Origin of the sequence: Bradyrhizobium sp. Rc2d, from assembly GCF_900099855.1 — a bacterium.
In the GTDB taxonomy this organism is placed as follows: domain Bacteria; phylum Pseudomonadota; class Alphaproteobacteria; order Rhizobiales; family Xanthobacteraceae; genus Bradyrhizobium.
Window position 1 is genome coordinate 167,947 of the sequence record NZ_FNCU01000010.1, and the last position, 16,224, is coordinate 184,170.

Genomic DNA, 16,224 nt, shown 5'->3' on the forward strand with positions numbered 1-16,224 from the left:
TGTGAAAGCGCGCCTGGAACCTACTCCACCTTGCCGATCTTCTTCACCGCCGCGACCAGTCGCGCGCTGTCGGCCGCGACGAATTGCGCGAAGGCCGGCGCATCCTGATAGGCCACGAGACTGCCCGAGGTCTCGAACGATTTGAGCACGTCCGGACTCGTCATGACCTGCGCCATCGCCTCGCGCAGACGGGTCGCGATCGAGGCCGACAGCGCGCTTTGCGCGAACAGGCCGGCCCAGATGTACATCTCGACATCCCTGTAGCCGAGCTCCTGAAAGGTCGGCACGTCGGGGAAGCTCGCGATGCGCTGCGCGCCGCAATTGCCGAGCACGCGCAGCTTGCCGCCGTCGACCTGCGGCTTCAGCGTGCCGGGCGCGGCGGCGATCGCCTGCACGGTACCACTGAGGATCGCGGTCAGTGCGGGACCTGCGCCGCGGAACGGCACGTGCAGCAGCTTGATGCCGGCGCTGCTTGCGAACATCTCCATCGCCACGTGCAGCGTGCCATAGGGCCCCGACGACCCATAGGTGATCTGGCCCGGCCGCTTCTTCGCGTCCTCGACGAAATCCTGCGCCGTCTTCCATGGCGCCGAGGCCGGCACCGCGAGCAGCGTGGGATCGGCGAGCACGCGCGCGATCGGCATGAACTGCGAGACCTCGTAAGCAACGGGACGCTCGAACAGCCGGTCGGCTTCTGGGAGCACCGCGAGCGAGGACAGCGTCATCAGCAGCGTGTAGCCATCCGGCTCGGCGCGCGCCGCTGCGGCATTGCCGACCGATCCGCCGCCACCGCCGGCTCTGTTGTCGACGATCACGGGCTTGCCGAGGACCCGCTCCAGCGCCTGTGCCACCGGGCGCGCCGCGAGATCGGCCTGTCCGCCCGCCGGAAACGGCACGATCATGGTGATGTTGCGGACGGGATAGGTCTGGGCGAAGGCTTTGTCAGGTAACGCAGCGCGCAACAACGGCAGTGTAGCAGCGGCGCGAAGGACGTCGCGTCGATCCATGGCAGGTCCCTCCCCTCATTTTCTTTGTTTCGCCAGCCAGCCTAACGTCGCGATCGGCAAGAACAAGATGTTTACGAAGCATTAGCCATGTTCGGCCGAGCCCGGAACGCATGCCTGAGGCCTCCGTTGCCCTCCCAGGAGTGTGCCATGGGAAAACTCGCGACCATCGACGTTGCCTTGGACGAGATGCTGGTGAATCTCGCCGCGATCGTCTTGCGACTTTCAACGCCCGAAATGACGCGAACACCGGAAGCGCGGCGCGCACTGGCACAATCCGTCCATCAATATGCGGTTTGCGCGAAGCGTTCGAGCGACCCGCGTGTCCACGAGTTGAAGTCGCAGCTGGAAGAGACGCTGAAGCCAAGCTTGCGCATTGTCGCGATCGACGGCGTGAAGGTGTCGTAGTCCAGCCGCAAAGCGAGATGCCGTAGGGTGGGCAAAGGCGCGCTCTTCGCGCGCCGTGCCCACCATCACTCGCCGAAATGCCCCGCAACATCGCGCATATCCCCTCCCCAATCCAAGGGAAGAATGCCCTGGTCCACATAGCGATGAAAACTGCTGAGAGACCAGTCGCGCACTCGGGTGACGAGGCCGTGTTTCACGGGGTTGAAATGGATGTAATCAACGTGTCGCTCCAAGTCTGCGTCGTCGCGAATTGTGTGCTCCCAGAAACGTCGCTGCCAGATGCCCTTCTCACGCTTTCTCAGCTTGCTACTTGAAGGGAACCCAGCCTCCAAGCCACGCGAAAATCCGCTTTTGATCAGATTCCAACGCGATGAAAAGTCGACGTCACCTTCCGGCAACGTCCAGATCGCGTGGAGGTGGTCGGGCAAGATACAAATTGCGACCGTCTCAAACGGCCGGCGCTGAAAGACGGTTCGGTAAGTTCGCCTCAGGCGATCGGCTTGATCAACGAGTAGCGTGCTCGACCGATCTGCGAGCACGACGGTGAAGAAAAACATCCTGCCCTGTGCGCGCCGATATCGAGACACTTGTGATCACCTCGGGCAAAGCCGTGGGCACGCTTTGCCCACCCTACGGCAGTTACATTGCCTTCGCACCCTTCTTCGGCCGCCGCTTGCAGGTGCCCGGCAGCTTCGCGGCCAGGAAATCGCCGAGCGCCTCGACGCGCGCGGGGCGCGGGCCGCCGGGCGGCGTTACCAGGTGCACGGCGCCTTCGGCCTGCTTCCAATCCTTCAGGATCACCTCGACCTGGCCTGAGGAGATCGCCTCGCCGACGATGAACTCGGGAAGCTCGGCGATGCCGAGGCCTGCGATCAGCGCCGGCATCACCGCTTCGCCGTTGTTGACGCGGAGCTGGCCGCCCGGGCGCACGCTGGCCTGCTCGCCGGCCGAATTGGTGTAGTGCCAGACGTTCGGCGTCGAGAGATAGACGTAGCTGAAGCATTTGTGCTCGGCCAGATGCATCGGATGTGTCGGCCGGCCGTGCTGTTTGAGATAGGACGGCGCGGCCACGGTATAGCGCGGCATGGTGAAGAGCTGCCGTGCGATCAGCGAGGAATCCGGCAGCCGCGCGATCCGCACCGCTATGTCAAATCCCTCGCCGATCAGGTCGACGGTTGCATCGCTCAGATGCAGGTCGACCGAGACTTCCGGATAGGCCTGAAAGAATTCCGGCAACAATGGCGCCACCGCCTTGATGCCGAACGTCATGGGCACGGCGAGCCGGACCAGCCCGCGCGGTGCCACCGATTGCGCCAGCGCTTCGTTCTCCGCGGCTTCGCCATCGGCCAGCAGGCGCGTCGCGCGTTCGGCGAGCTTGTGGCCGGCATCGGTCAACGCGAGCCGGCGCGAGGTGCGGTTGAACAGCCGGGCGCCGAGCCGCTCCTCCAGCCGCGTGACCGCCTTGGAGACCGTCGCCTTGGACATCGCGAGCTCGCTTGCGGCCCCCGCAAACGACCGTAATTCCACGACTTTTGCGAAAACCGCGAGCGCCTCGAAATCGGGGAGTTTTGCCATGGCAGCCGATCCTATCGGGTATTTTTAGAAACAATACGTTTCAACAGTTTCTATTTCTATACCACAGGCGGAGGCTTATCCAAGGGTCATCAGACATTTCCAAGGGTCATCAGACATTCAGAAATGGAGAAATCCAATGACCAAGAAGCTCTCAGGCAAGGTTGCCCTCGTCACCGGCGGCTCGCGCGGCATCGGCGCGGCTTCGGCCCGCGCACTCGCCGATGAAGGCGCTGATGTCGCCATCAGCTATGTCGCTTCGCCCGACAAGGCGGAGGCCGTCGTCGCCGAGCTGAAGGCCCATGGCGTCAAGGCCCGCGCCTACAAGGCCGATCAGGCCTCGGCCAAGGAGGTCGATCAACTGGTCAGGAGCGTCGCCAGTGATTTCGGCCGGCTAGATATCCGCAATGGCGGCGTCGCTGTCGGCGGGTTGATCGACGATGCCGCGACCGACACCGCCGCGCTCGCCCGCCAGGAAGACATCAACGTGCACGGCGTGATCGCCGGGATCCGCGCGGCCTCGAAGCTGATGGGCGAAGGCGGCCGCATCGTCACGATCGGTTCCGGTATTGCCACACGCGCCTCGTTCCCTGGCCTCGCCGATTACGCTGCGACCAAGGCTGCGATCGTCGGCTACTCCAAGGGCGCTTCGCGCGACCTCGGGCCGCGCGGCATCACGGTCAACGTGCTGCAGCCTGGCTCAATCAACACGGACATGAACCCCGACGACGATCGTGAATTCGCCGACGCGCAGCGCAAGCAGCACGCACTGCAACGCTTCGGGACCGCGGAAGAAATCGCCGCCGGCGTCGTCTTCCTCGCAAGCCCGGAGGCCTCCTTCGTCACCGGCACCGTGCTCAATGTCGACGGCGGGTTCGGCGCCTGATCCGAACCGCCCCCCTTCAAGTCAAGGAATTACGCAAATGATCGAACTCAGACCTTTCGCAAAGCTCGGCGGCGCCGATCACGGCTGGCTCAAGGCCAAGCACCATTTCTCCTTCGCCAGCTATTACGATCCGAACAACATGGGTCACGGCGCCCTGCGCGTGTGGAACGACGACGAGATCGCGCCGAACACCGGCTTTCCCGCCCATCCCCACGCCAACATGGAGATCATCACCTATGTGCGCGAGGGCGCGATCACCCATCAGGACAGCCTCGGCAACGAGGGACGCACCGAGGCGGGCGACGTGCAGGTGATGAGCGCGGGCAGCGGCATCCGCCACTCCGAGTACAATCTCGAGCCGACCAGGACGCGGATCTTCCAGATCTGGATCGAGCCGACGGCACGCGGCGGTCAGCCGACCTGGGGCTCGAAACCGTTCCCCAAGGCGGGCCGCTCCGGCAAGCTCGTCACCATCGCGAGCGGCTTCGAAGACGATGCGGACGCGCTGCCGATCCGCGCCGATGCGCGGGTGCTCGCCACCACGCTGAAGGCCGGCGAGAGCGCGGAATACGCGCCGCAGAAGTCGCGGCACCTCTACCTCGTGCCCGCGGCAGGTTCAGTCGAGATCAACGGCGTGCGCGTCAACGCCCGCGATGGCGCCGCGATCCACGACGAGGACAGCTTGAAGATCACCGCTCTGGAAGATTCGGAGCTCGTGCTCGTCGACGCGGCGTAGGCGCCGTCACCACACAGCAACTCGTCATGCCCGGCCTACGCCACGCCGAAGAGGATTCGGCGTCACAGGCGGGGCAAGCCGGGCAACGAATAAACAACTCACCTCGTCATCCAACGGAGACCACCCATGACCAAAGTTCTCGTCCTCTATTATTCCGCCTACGGCCACATCGAAGCGATGGCGAATGCCGTTGCGGAGGGCGCGCGCGAAGCCGGCGCTACTGTCGACATCAAGCGCGTTCCAGAGCTGGTGCCGGCCGAGGTCGCAAAAGCCTCCCATTACAAGCTCGATCAGGCTGCGCCCATCGCCAAGATCGAAGACCTCACCAATTACGACGCGATCATCGTCGGCACCGGCACCCGCTTTGGCCGCATTGCCTCGCAGATGGCCAACTTCCTCGACCAGGCCGGCGGGCTCTGGGCCAAGGGCGCGCTGCACGGCAAGGTCGGCGGCGCCTTCACGTCGAGTGCGACCCAGCACGGTGGGCAGGAGACGACGCTGTTCTCGATCATCACCAACCTGCTGCATTTCGGCATGGTCGTCGTCGGCATGAACTACGGCTTCGCCGGTCAGATGAAGCTCGACGAGGTCACGGGCGGCGCGCCCTACGGCGCCACCACCATCACCGGCGGCGACGGCAGCCGCCAGCCCAGTGCCAACGAGCTCGCCGGCGCGCGCTATCAGGGACGCCAGATTGCGGAGACCGCGAAAAAGCTGCACGGCTGATGCGATCGCGGGCGGCATTCTCGTTCGAGAATGCCGCCTCAGCGTGTCCCCTTGCCCATCGCCCGCGCCGCAAGAGCGGCGAGCCTGGGGTGACGGCGCAGGCCCTGCGCGGCATGGTCACGCCATGTATAGGGCAAACCGCGCCAGGATAGCGCGACGCTGACATCGGTCAGCGGGACCTTCTGAGCGCCGAAGCGGCGCTTGTAGTCCTGGTTGCCGATGCTGAGATCGAAACGGCGCACGCCCCGTGCATGCAGCGCCGCCATGGTGCGCTCGATGACGAGCAGCCCCGGCGAGCAGCTCGACCATGATTCGCCGGCGTGACTGATGCGCAGCAGGTAGTAAGTCGCGCCTTGCCTGACGCCAAGCGAGGTAGCGACGATGCTGTCGTCGCAGACCAGCGCCGAGACGACGGCGTAGCCTTCCGCGACGCCTTGGCGGGCGACCTCGCGGTAGAATCGCGCATGGGTCTCGTCGTTGAGCACAAATGGCGAGCCGGGCTTTCGCATGCGCGCCTGCTGCTGGAGATCCATCACGTCCAGCAGTTCATGCGCGCGGGCGACATCCGTGGCGATTTCGAACCGCGCGCCGGCATGACGGCTGAAGACGCGCCAGCAGCGCGGCATCTGCATGCGCTTGATCGAGGCCTGGTAATCTTCATAGTCGTCGCCAATCAGCACGAGATTGCCGTTGAGCGAGGAGGATCCGATCCGGCCGAGCGACACCAGCGGATTCGGCTTGCCGCCGATTTGGGCCGGCATCTTCCTCAGGCGCAGCAGATCGAAGCCGTCGGGCACGGCGCGCAGCGCGTCGATCAACGCCTTGCCGATGGCATCGGTCGCATCCGCGTCAAGCGACAGGATCGGCGCGTTGTTGTCGGAGACGCCGAGATCGGCGAATTCGACCACGCGGATGCCGCGCCTGAGATGGCTGATCATCGGTACAAGTGCGATGTCCTTGCCGGTCGCAGCATCGGAAATCACGGCGATCAGCGGTGCGAGATCGTGGAACGCTTCATACCAGGCGCCGAGCCAGTAGCCGTGCTGGAACGCGGTGCGATGGCCTGCGTTCAGGCGCAATGCGGCCCGCCGCCAGTCACGCACGAAATCGACTACGATTCCCAACGTGCTGGACACCCGACCTGCTGATTGCTCGACGCTGAGGAACGTCATCCGCGGGACATACGGTTACTGAATGTTTCCAGATAGATTATGTTTCATCGCAACCACAAGTAACGTCGCTGCTTATCGTTAAGCGATGCCACTCGAGCCGCTCCGCTGCGACAAGGTGTCAGTGCTCAGGTTCCACCTGCCCGACGCACTGAAACCTGGCCAGGAAGTGCAGGCCGGCCACCGCGAGGACGAACATGAACCAGATCGGGCTCTGTCGCTCGAGCAGGAAGGTCTCGGTGGCTCCGTAATACAGGCCGAACAGCCATACGGTGAGGAACAGCTTTGCCAGCGCGCTACTACGGTTGTACGCCTGGGCTGACTGGAAATTGCCGAGCGGCGCCAACACGAAGACGAGGATCACGAGCAACAGCCCCGGCAGGCCGATGGTGACCGCGAGATCGAGATAGCTGTTGTGGCTGTGTGCCGCAGTCGTCGCCCATTCGGCGCCTTGGGTGGTCTGCCGCTCGCTCACGTCGTCCCAGAAGGCCGCATAGCCGTGGCCGATGATCGGCTTCTCGGCGACGGCTGCGAGCGCGAATTCCCAGATGGCGGAGCGGCCGGTGAAGGTAGGATCGAGCGGAAGCAGCCGCGTCATGGCGCCGAGCGCCGGACTCAAGACGCTGCCGACCGTCAACAGGTTCATCACGATCAGCGGCACGAAGCAGATGATCCGCTTCAGCCACAGGCTGCGCGTGACGTAGACTAGTGACGCCAGCACGTAGATCGCGAGGCACAGCACCGAGGATGTCTTGCCGCCGGTGAAGATCAGGAAGATGCCGGCAAGCATTGCGATCGCCGGGCCCATCACGAACGAGCCGACGGCGCAAAGGTAGATGCCGATATAGACCAGGATGGTCATCACGGGCGAGGCGACGTTCTTGTGGCCGAAACTGCCGCGCCAGTCGCCGGCAAGCTGCGGCTCGGTGATATCGAGCGCGGTGTGGATCGAAAATTGCGGCGCGAGGAAGACGCCGAGATAGCACAGCACGAGCAGCGCGAGCGCGGCACCGCCGAGGCACAGGTTGAAGCTGCGCTGCGTCGGCGGCAATAGCGGCAGGAGCACGGCGAGCGACGTCACGCTCGCCGCGAGCACCAAGCGCTGGAGCGAAACGCCGCGGCTCTCGGAGAAGGCGATGTTGACCAACAGCCAACCGACGAGACAGAGATGCAGCGGGGTCACCAGGGTCTTCAGCGAGAGACCGTCGGTGGCGGCGGCGAGCAGCACCGCGACTGCGGCCAAGAGGCCGAAAGAGACGTAGGTCAGCGCCATTCGTCCGCCGACGACGGTGCCGACATCGGGGCTGCGCAGGTCCGGAAAGGGATCGAGCGTGACCAGCACCAGCAGCAAAGCCGCGACGGCGACCAGGCAGCGCGCCGCCTGCACGGCGTTCACCCCCGCGAGCCCGTCGCGCAGGACGTGGCCGAACGATCGACTCTCGACGTCAATCATGTCAGCGGCGCTGCGATCCAAGCTGCGATTCATGGCTCAAGGCAGGTGAAGAAGCCGAAGGAAGGTCAAAGCGACATTCAAGGGAAGCTGAAGACCTTAACCAATCCCCGTTAACCGCCCGTCAACCAGCATGCAGGCGATGGCAGGCATCTTCTGCAACGGGGCAGCCCTGTCGCACTCCTTGCGAATTGCAACAAGCTCAATGCCGGCGGCTTAACGCTAATCCACGAAACCGGCACCACCCAGGCCTTCCGCGCAATGATTTGACCGTAATGCGGGTATCATCCGCAGCGGCCGAGGTTGCGATCGTTGGCGTTGCCAGCTCAGCGGATGCGCCTGGTTAACGGATCATTAAAGACGAGCCGCAGCTTGATCACCGCCGACGACGTTCTCGAATTGCCGGCTGCCTCACGCGTGATGCCGGCGGCGCGCCCGCCGCTGCCGGTGCACCCGGGCGCGTCGGTCTCCGTCGTGATTCCCGCCAAGAATGCTGCGGCCTATGTCCGTGAAACCATTGCGAGCGCGCTCGCGCAAGGCGATGTCACCGAAGTGATCGTCGTGGACGACGGCTCGACCGACGGAACCGTGGCGATCGTCCGCGCCATGCGTGATCCACGGCTGCGTCTGATACGCAACGACTCCGCCGGCGTGTCGGCCGCGCGCAATCTCGGCGCGCGGCAGGCGATCGGGGATTGGCTGCTCTTCCTCGATGCCGACGACCGCTTGCGTCCCGATGCAGTGGCGGCACTGCTGGCGGCAGCGCGCGGCGCTCCGCGTGCGGTTCTCGTCTATGGCGACTACAACACGATCGATAGCGAGGGACGGCAGATCGGCCGGCGCGATCTGCTGAAGGCACGCCGCAAGCCGTCCGGCGACGTGCTGACGCGGCTCGCGGCCGGCAACTTCATCGTCAATGGCGGCATCGTGCTCACCCGTGCGGAGGCCTTCCGCGCCATCGGCGGCTTCGACGTCTCCCTCAGATATTGCGAGGATTGGCATTGCTGGTGCCGTCTTGCCGCGATCGGCGAGTTCGAATTCGCACCAAAGCTCCTGCTCGACTATCGCCTGCACACGGCCAACACGATGAACGCGGCGGTGCGGACGCCGCAGGACTTCTTCCCGGCGGTCGCGCGCGTCTTCGACGACGGGCTGATCCTGGCGAGACTGCCCGAAGGCACGGCCGGCGCACTGCGCCGGGCCGCCGAGATTCATCTCGTCACCTATTCGGCGATGCAGGCGGTCCGCTTCGGCAGATATTGCGAAGCTTTCGCCTATCTCGGGATGGTGGGCCGGAGGTCGCCCAAATCGCTGCCGCGCTCCGCGCTCCGGGTCGCCCTCGCCCGTTTTGGCATCTAACCCGCGACCAGGGCGTCAGGACACGATCTTCGAGGCTTCATAGGGCTTCGGCTCGATGCCCAAAGCCGCGAGCACGGAGCCGAGCGCGACCATCACGGGATGCATCGCGACAACGGTCTTCGACGACGTCAGCAGACTGGCCGCCCGCACCAGCGACAACGGCAACCGTCCAACCATCTGCGCAAACACCAGCATCCGCGCCGCTACACTCTGCGCAGCCTTGGACTGCACACGATAATTGATCGCGCCGATGCGCAGGCCTCGTTTTGCGATCCAACCGAGACTGGTGCGACTTTGCGGCACGGTCTCGGTGATGACCGCCTCCGCCGTCCAGTGGAATGTCATGCCGGCATCGCGGCACCGCACGAAGAAATCGCAGTCGCCGCCGCCGAGGAAATTGAAACGCAGATCGAAGGCCGGTCGCTCGAACCGCTCGAACACCGCGCGCGTGATCAGACAATTGCCGCAGCCATAGATCAGCGGCACCGCGCCGCTGTAATCATAGGCAGGACAGAAGGCGGGATGACGCGACAGCCAGGGCTGGCTGTCGTCGTCGAAGACCGGCACCACCGGCCCGCCGACCACGTCGGCGCCGGTCGCCTCCGCGGTACGAACCATCAGCTCGAGCCAATCGGGCGAGGCGATCTCGTCGTCGTCGATCATCAGGAAGCGGGTCGCGGCGGGAAACAGCGCCTGCGCCGTCTCGAACGCGGCGTTGATCGCCTGGCAATTACCCTGCCGCTTCTCGACGAGGCAGACGCCCTGGAGCCTGCCGCCAGCGAGATACTCCGCGGCGATCGGCGCGCTCTCGCGCCGCGCAGCATCGTTCTCGACCATGACGACGGCAAAGGAGCGGGGGGTGCGCTGGCTCACCAGCGAGTCCAGCGTCAGCCGCAGATGTTGCGGGCGGCGGAAGCAGGGAATGCAGACGACGATGCCGACCGACAGGTCGATGATACGGGAGGTCGCCACGATCTCCCGGTTGGGATCGCACACGACGTCCGCGATGCGCGTGGCGGACAGGTCTGTCGGGATCAATGTCATGACGTCCTAGATGTCCGAGATATATTGAAAAAGCCCTGCTTCGATCGCGCGGATAGGCCCCGTCCCGCGACGACACATCGCCGCGGCACAGATGCGTCCCAAAATGAACGACGGGCGCAGGATGCATGCCGGCGACCTCCAACCGTCTCGGCACAACACCACGCACTTAACCGCCTTCGCATGTTTCTGCTGCGAAACCTCGCGCGCGTGATAGTGCAATTCGCGGTCCACTGCGCCGACAACGCCGCGACATGAACAATGCCGTAGTTAACGCGTATGTGCATTAACCCGACCGTAAGCACTGCGACCAGTGAGGTGGCGCGGCATCAGATTTGCTCTTCGGGCGAGCTAGTTTTTTCCTGTAAATTTGAATAGAACAAGCGCAGTCAGAAAAGCATGAACAAGCCAGCCACGATCGATTTCGCGACAGCCACGGCAATCAGTGTCTCCGCGGCCACTCCACCCACCCAGGCGCTGCACGATCTGATCCCTGGCGAAGCCCGCGACAGCCTACTCGCCATTCATGACATGCTACGCCGCGAACTTCCGCAGGGCCGGCTCGCCATCTATGAAGCAGGCGGCGGCTCGTGCAGCGTTCTGCCGCCGGAATTGCCGAGCCGCAGCCACGTCACCGTCGTCGATATCGACGAGGATCAGGTCCGCAACAATACCTACGCGGACGAGGCGATCCTCGGCGACGTCCAGACCTACCGTTTCGGGCAAGAGAGCTTCGATCTCGTGATCTGCTACAACGTGATCGAACACCTTCCCGACGTCGAATCCGCACTGTTGAATTTCCGCGATGCGCTCAGGCGCGGCGGAATGATCCTGATCGGCGCGCCCAATCCGCGCTCGCTGTCGGGCGTGGTCACCAAATACTCGCCGCACTGGTTTCACGTCTGGTTCTACCGGAACATCCGCGGCATCAAGGATGCCGGCCTGCCCGGCGAGCCGCCGTTCCCGACGTTCTTCCATCCGCTGGTGACACTGCCGAGGCTCGAAGCATTCGCGGCCGCCAACGGTCTCGAGATGATCTATCGTCGCGAGGTCGAGAGCCCGCGCTATCCCGAGATGCGCCGGCGCAAGCCGCTGTTTGCGGCCGTGGTCGACGCTGGCGCCGCGGTGCTGAACGCGGTGCTGCCGCGCGGCACCGATGTCCGTCGCGGCGACTATCACGTCATCCTGCGGAAGAGCTGACCGCCATGCGCGCGCAGCGGATCGCACGACAAGCGAAGCTTCGCGGCCACGCTGCGCGCGGTAACGAACCGTTAATCTCTGGGGGACCTCAGCGTCACGGCGACACGCCGGAGAGCGGAATGCGCTTAAACGCTTTGTTTGCCATTTCGGTGAATAGTCCCTCAATGAGTATGGTTAATTTTCCCTGTTGCGTTGATTGGGCCCCCATATCCCGGGTGCGTGGCGTAAAGCGAAGAGTAACCCCTCAGCCCGCGGCAGTTGGAATGAAAGCTGGGGATCATGCTTGACTATAACCAGCCGATTGATCGGGCCAGACCGGAGGCCCCGCAACGAAAGCCTCAGGATGGCTTCAGCGTGCTGGAGCTCGCCAATCTGCTCTGGCGGCGAAAGGTCGCGATTGCCGCGGCCGCCCTGCTCGGCGCGACGCTTGCGGTCACCATCGGCAAGAGCCTGACGCCCCGCTACACCGCCACCGCCCAGCTCTATGTCGACCCGCGCGAGCTTCAGCTCGTCGATCGCGAGCTCACGCCGCGCGCGCAGGACGTCTCCGGCATGTCCATGGTGGTGGAGAGCCAGGCGCGCCTGATCACCTCCAATAGCGTGCTGCTCCAGGTCATCCAGCAGGCCGGTCTCGACAAGGATCCGGAATTCGGCGGCGGCGAGGGCACGAGCCTGATGTCGTCACTGCTTGGCCTGATTGGCCTTCAGCCCCGCGCCCCCTCCGCCGCGGAAAAGAAGGAAGTGCAGCTCGCAGCGCTCGACGCGCTGAACAAGCACATCACGATTCGCAAGACCGAGAAGAGCTTTATCGTCGACATCGAGGTCTGGTCGATAGATCCCGCGAAAGCAGCGATGCTTGCCAACACGTTGACGAACGCCTATCTCGCGGAATCCCGCAACTCGCAAGCCTCGGCCGCACGGCGCGCCACCAGTGATCTCTCCAGCCGGCTGAAGGAGCTGCGCGAGCGGCTGCGCAACGCCGAGACCGCGCTTGCCACCTACAAGGCGCAGAATAATTTCGTCGGCACCCAGGACACGCTGATCAGCGACCAGCAGCTCTCCGCCAGCAACCAGCGGTTGGCCGCGGCCCGCGCGGCGACGATGGATGCGCAGGCGCGGCTCGACCAGATCGAGGCGAGCCGGCGCACGGCCGCGGATGCGGGCGCGATCCCCGAGGCGCTGCAATCGCCGACGATTGCGAACCTGCGCGCGCAATATGCGGACGCCCGCAAGAAATATGCGGAGCAGGCCGGCGAGCTCGGCCCGCGCCACCCGGCGCTGCGCCAGACCGAGAAGCAAGTCGAGGATCTCAAGCGCACCATCAACGAGGAAATCGACCGCTTCGCCCAGTCCGCCAAGAACGACCTGACGCGTGCCCGCGACTTCGAAGCCTCGCTCAACCGGGCGCTGGAAGCGCAGAAGCGGCAGAGCGTCCAGCTCAGCCAGGCCGCAGTCCGCCTGCGCGAGCTCGAGCGCGAGGCCGACGCCAGCCGTGACGTCTATCAATCATTCCTCAAGCGTTCGCGCGAGACCGAGGAGCAGGAGAGCCTGAATACCTCCGCAGCCCGCGTCATCGGTGAAGCGACGGTGCCGCAGCGGCGCTCGTTCCCGCCGGCGATGAGCCTGTTCGCCATGATCGGCCTGATCTTCGGCGCGGTCGCAGCGTCAAGCTGGTTCGCTGCGGCCGAGCTCCTGTTCGCCGGTGCGACCGCGCCAGCGCCGACGCCTGCCCGTCCACAGCGCACGCCTGCGCCGGATGCAACGCGAGCTCCGCAGCGCGCGCGGGCTGCAGAGGCCTCGGAGGCTTCGCCGCCCCAGCAGGCCTCGCGAGCTCCGGAAGTTGAACCAGCTCCGCCGGAACTTGCCGCACCTCCGTTACAGCCTTCGATGGTCGAGAAGCCCTTGATCGAAAAGCCGCTGATCGCACGCCTCCAGGAGGCCGACGTCATTCACACGCTCGGCGCCATTCTCGCCACGGGCGGCGGCCTCGATCTCACCCGGCTGGGCTGGCCGACCCTGCGTCCCGGCTTCCCCCTGACCACGCTGCTCAATGCCTGGCGCGACATGCGCGCTGCGGTGGCCCGGCGGGCCGACGGCAAGGCGATGCCTGTCATCGCGCTCGTCGGCACTGGCGAGACCACCGGTCGTAGCGTGACCGCGCTGAATTTCGCGCTGGCGGCCGCGCGCGACGGCGCCCGTGTGCTGATGATCGATGCCGATCATCAGGCACGCTCGCTCTCGAACAAGCTCGACCGTCGCGGCAAGAGCGAACCGAGCCGGCTCGGCTGGCTCTCGATCGGCAGCAAGGACGCCCGCGAGATCAAGACGGTCAACGGCATCTCGGTGCTGCCGGCCGCAGAGGGCGATGTCGGCAAAACGGCTGAGGCCATCCGCAAAGCGATTGCACAGGCGCGCGCCGCGGGCGGCTATGATCTCGTGATCCTCGACGGCCCCGCTGTGCCGCTCTCGGCCGGCGGCCGCAAGCTGCTGGACGAAACCGACGCGCTGGTGGCGGTGCTGCCGACCAGCCTCGACATCAACGACAGCCTGGAAGAGATCTTGACCGCGCTCGGCCGCGCCGAGCGCAAACTCGTCGGCGTCGTGCTCGACGAGCTCACTCCCGCAGCCCAAACGCGCCAGCGAGGCAGACAATATGCTTGAGCGCCGCGTCAACCTCGATGGACGGGCGGCAACTGCCGAGGTGCCGCGGATCACCGTCGGCGGCCTTCGCATGGCCGCGATCGACCTGGAAGAAACCGCCGATTTCATGATCGAGGCGACCGATCCTGATAATCGCATCGGCCGTCCGCTGTTCCTGACCTCGGCCAATGGCGAGGTGCTGGCGCGCTGCTCGACGGAACCGCAGACCGAACGCCTGTTCCGCGCCGCCGACCTGATCAACGCCGACGGCCAGCCGCTGGTCGCGGCTTCGAAGCTGCAATCCTGGTTTCCGCTGCCGGAGCGCGTTGCGACCACGGACCTGTTCCACGTCGTCGCGCGCAAGGCGGAAGCGGTTGGCCGCACCTTCTACATGTTCGGCGCCAGCGAAGCCGAAAACATCGCTGCGGTCGAGAACGTCCAGAAGATGTATCCGAACCTCAAGATCCTCGGGCGCAGCCACGGCTATCTGCGCGGCGAGGCACTGCGCGCGAAGGTCGAGGAAATCAATGCACTTGCGCCGGATTATCTGTGGATCGCGCTCGGCGTGCCCAACGAGCAGGCATTCGTGGAGGAATTCACTCCGCATCTCACCAATGTTGGCGTTATCAAGACATCCGGCGGTCTGTTCAACTTTTTGTCGGGCAGCCGTTCCCGCGCGCCGCAATGGATGCAGAAGATCGGACTCGAATGGGCCTGGCGCACCTGGCTCGAACCGCGCCGCCTGCTCTGGCGCTATTTGACCACCAACCCCCGCGCGCTCTATCTTCTCTTCAGCCGCCACCGGCCCCTCCGCTAAGAGAAGAGCAGAAGACGACATGACCGACCGACCGACCGTCCTCGTCACCGGGGGCGCGGGCTATATTGGCTCGCATGCCTGCCGCGCCCTGACCGCCGCCGGCTATCAGCCCGTCGTTTATGACAATCTCTCGACAGGTCATCGCAGCTTCGTTACCGGCCCACTGGTGACGGGCGACCTGCTCGACGGCACGGCGCTGGCGCGCGCCTTCGCCGATTACAACATTACGGCAGTGATGCATTTTGCGGCGGCGAGCCTGGTCGGGGAGTCCATGACCGACCCGCAGAAATATTACATCAACAACGTGCAGGGCACGCTGTCGCTGTTGCAGGCCATGCGTAACGCGAATTGCCATCGCATCGTGTTCTCCTCGACCGGCGCCGTCTACGGCAACGCCGATTCCAAGGAACTGCCGGAAGACTTTCCCTGCGCGCCGATCAACCCCTACGGCGCCTCGAAGTGGATGATCGAGCGCATGCTCGCCGATTACCGCACGGCCTATGGCTTCGGCGCGTTCTGCCTGCGCTATTTCAACGCCAGCGGCGCCGATCCGGCCGGCGGCATCGGCGAATTGCGCGATAATGAAACCCATCTCATTCCGCGCGCGATGATGGCACTTCAGGGACATGTCGAGTTCGCCGTATTCGGCGACGACTACGATACGCCCGACGGCACCGCGATCCGCGACTACATCCACGTCACCGACCTTGCGGCGGCGCATGTCGCGGCACTGAAGCTTCTGGAGCGGGGGCATGCCGGCAGCAGCTTCAATCTCGGCACCGGCTCCGGCTTCTCCGTTCGCGAGATCCTCAACGCCATCAGGCAGGAGACCGGACGCGAGGTGCCGCACACCATCAAGCCGCGCCGCCCCGGCGATCCCACCTATCTGGTCGCGGATCCCTCTGCTGCGAAGAAGGTGCTCAACTTCGTGCCCCGTCACTCCGACCTGCCTACGATCATCCGCACCGCCTGGGCCTGGCACCAGAAGGCGCATCCGTTCAGATCGCGTTAGGAAATCGCGGCACCCGTAGCTTGCCTGCCGTGCCTCGAAACGGCTAGAATGGATATTCGCTGCCGCCGTTGGCGCATCGCTGACGGCCGCACGTTTTCGCACTGCCGACGATGATGTCGGCTTGCATGGCTCGGCCCATTTGCGCGAGCTGATTTTTCCGAACGAAGGCCACGATCAATTCCGCCTGCCGGCCTATCATCGGGC

At 64.8% G+C, this 16,224-nt stretch carries 15 protein-coding genes; 9 read left to right on the forward strand and 6 right to left on the reverse strand.

The window, feature by feature from the left end; all coding sequences use genetic code 11:
- Positions 1 to 20: 20 nt before the first annotated feature.
- Positions 21 to 1,007, reverse strand: coding sequence for a tripartite tricarboxylate transporter substrate binding protein (locus BLV07_RS15405; RefSeq protein WP_091886988.1), 987 nt, complete (start codon positions 1,005 to 1,007; stop codon positions 21 to 23).
- Positions 1,008 to 1,154: 147 nt separating this feature from the next.
- On the opposite strand from BLV07_RS15405, the gene BLV07_RS15410 reads away from it, so the two are divergent.
- The gene (locus BLV07_RS15410) at positions 1,155 to 1,412 is read left to right on the forward strand and encodes a hypothetical protein (RefSeq protein WP_091886990.1); all 258 of its coding nucleotides are present in this window, start codon (positions 1,155 to 1,157) and stop codon (positions 1,410 to 1,412) included.
- Between the two features lie 65 nt (positions 1,413 to 1,477).
- Here the strand turns inward: BLV07_RS15410 and BLV07_RS15415 are convergent, their stop codons facing one another.
- On the reverse strand, positions 1,478 to 1,999 hold the full coding sequence (locus BLV07_RS15415) for an REP-associated tyrosine transposase (protein WP_176945554.1): 522 nt from the start codon (positions 1,997 to 1,999) through the stop codon (positions 1,478 to 1,480).
- Positions 2,000 to 2,051: 52 nt separating this feature from the next.
- Complete coding sequence (locus tag BLV07_RS15420) at positions 2,052 to 2,987, reverse strand: LysR family transcriptional regulator (protein WP_091886994.1); 936 nt, start codon at positions 2,985 to 2,987, stop codon at positions 2,052 to 2,054.
- A gap of 136 nt (positions 2,988 to 3,123) precedes the next feature.
- Between BLV07_RS15420 and BLV07_RS15425 the strand changes: the two genes are divergently transcribed.
- The 3 genes from BLV07_RS15425 (at position 3,124) to wrbA (ending at position 5,332) form a co-directional block, all read left to right on the forward strand.
- On the forward strand, positions 3,124 to 3,870 hold the full coding sequence (locus BLV07_RS15425) for an SDR family NAD(P)-dependent oxidoreductase (RefSeq protein ID WP_091886996.1): 747 nt from the start codon (positions 3,124 to 3,126) through the stop codon (positions 3,868 to 3,870).
- A 37-nt stretch (positions 3,871 to 3,907) separates the two neighbouring features.
- Positions 3,908 to 4,606: a pirin family protein gene (locus BLV07_RS15430; RefSeq protein WP_091886998.1), complete on the forward strand. Its 699-nt coding sequence runs from the start codon at positions 3,908 to 3,910 to the stop codon at positions 4,604 to 4,606.
- Between the two features lie 126 nt (positions 4,607 to 4,732).
- Positions 4,733 to 5,332, forward strand: coding sequence for an NAD(P)H:quinone oxidoreductase (gene wrbA, locus BLV07_RS15435; protein ID WP_091887000.1), 600 nt, complete (start codon positions 4,733 to 4,735; stop codon positions 5,330 to 5,332).
- A gap of 38 nt (positions 5,333 to 5,370) precedes the next feature.
- On the opposite strand, the gene BLV07_RS47560 is transcribed toward wrbA, so the two are convergent.
- Together BLV07_RS47560 and BLV07_RS15445 are read right to left on the reverse strand one after the other, a co-directional pair.
- The gene (locus BLV07_RS47560) at positions 5,371 to 6,504 is read right to left on the reverse strand and encodes a GNAT family N-acetyltransferase (RefSeq protein WP_176945555.1); all 1,134 of its coding nucleotides are present in this window, start codon (positions 6,502 to 6,504) and stop codon (positions 5,371 to 5,373) included.
- Between the two features lie 118 nt (positions 6,505 to 6,622).
- On the reverse strand, positions 6,623 to 7,975 hold the full coding sequence (locus BLV07_RS15445) for an O-antigen ligase family protein (protein ID WP_091887083.1): 1,353 nt from the start codon (positions 7,973 to 7,975) through the stop codon (positions 6,623 to 6,625).
- 348 nt (positions 7,976 to 8,323) lie between these two features.
- Here BLV07_RS15445 and BLV07_RS15450 point away from each other — a divergent pair, with 348 nt between their 5' ends.
- Positions 8,324 to 9,310, forward strand: coding sequence for a glycosyltransferase (locus BLV07_RS15450; RefSeq protein ID WP_176945556.1), 987 nt, complete (start codon positions 8,324 to 8,326; stop codon positions 9,308 to 9,310).
- Positions 9,311 to 9,325: 15 nt separating this feature from the next.
- Here the strand turns inward: BLV07_RS15450 and BLV07_RS15455 are convergent, their stop codons facing one another.
- Positions 9,326 to 10,354, reverse strand: a complete 1,029-nt coding sequence (locus BLV07_RS15455; RefSeq protein WP_091887002.1) for a glycosyltransferase family 2 protein — start codon at positions 10,352 to 10,354, stop codon at positions 9,326 to 9,328.
- Between the two features lie 396 nt (positions 10,355 to 10,750).
- On the opposite strand from BLV07_RS15455, the gene BLV07_RS15460 reads away from it, so the two are divergent.
- The 4 genes from BLV07_RS15460 (at position 10,751) to galE (ending at position 16,020) form a co-directional block, all read left to right on the forward strand.
- The gene (locus tag BLV07_RS15460) at positions 10,751 to 11,551 is read left to right on the forward strand and encodes a class I SAM-dependent methyltransferase (protein ID WP_091887004.1); all 801 of its coding nucleotides are present in this window, start codon (positions 10,751 to 10,753) and stop codon (positions 11,549 to 11,551) included.
- Positions 11,552 to 11,830: 279 nt separating this feature from the next.
- Positions 11,831 to 14,212, forward strand: a complete 2,382-nt coding sequence (locus tag BLV07_RS15465) for an exopolysaccharide transport family protein (RefSeq protein WP_091887006.1) — start codon at positions 11,831 to 11,833, stop codon at positions 14,210 to 14,212.
- Positions 14,205 to 15,008, forward strand: a complete 804-nt coding sequence (locus BLV07_RS15470; protein ID WP_091887008.1) for a WecB/TagA/CpsF family glycosyltransferase — start codon at positions 14,205 to 14,207, stop codon at positions 15,006 to 15,008. The genes BLV07_RS15465 and BLV07_RS15470 overlap by 8 nt, the downstream gene beginning before the upstream one ends.
- Positions 15,009 to 15,027: 19 nt before the next feature.
- Complete coding sequence (galE, locus tag BLV07_RS15475; protein ID WP_091887010.1) at positions 15,028 to 16,020, forward strand: UDP-glucose 4-epimerase GalE; 993 nt, start codon at positions 15,028 to 15,030, stop codon at positions 16,018 to 16,020.
- Positions 16,021 to 16,224 lie beyond the last annotated feature (204 nt).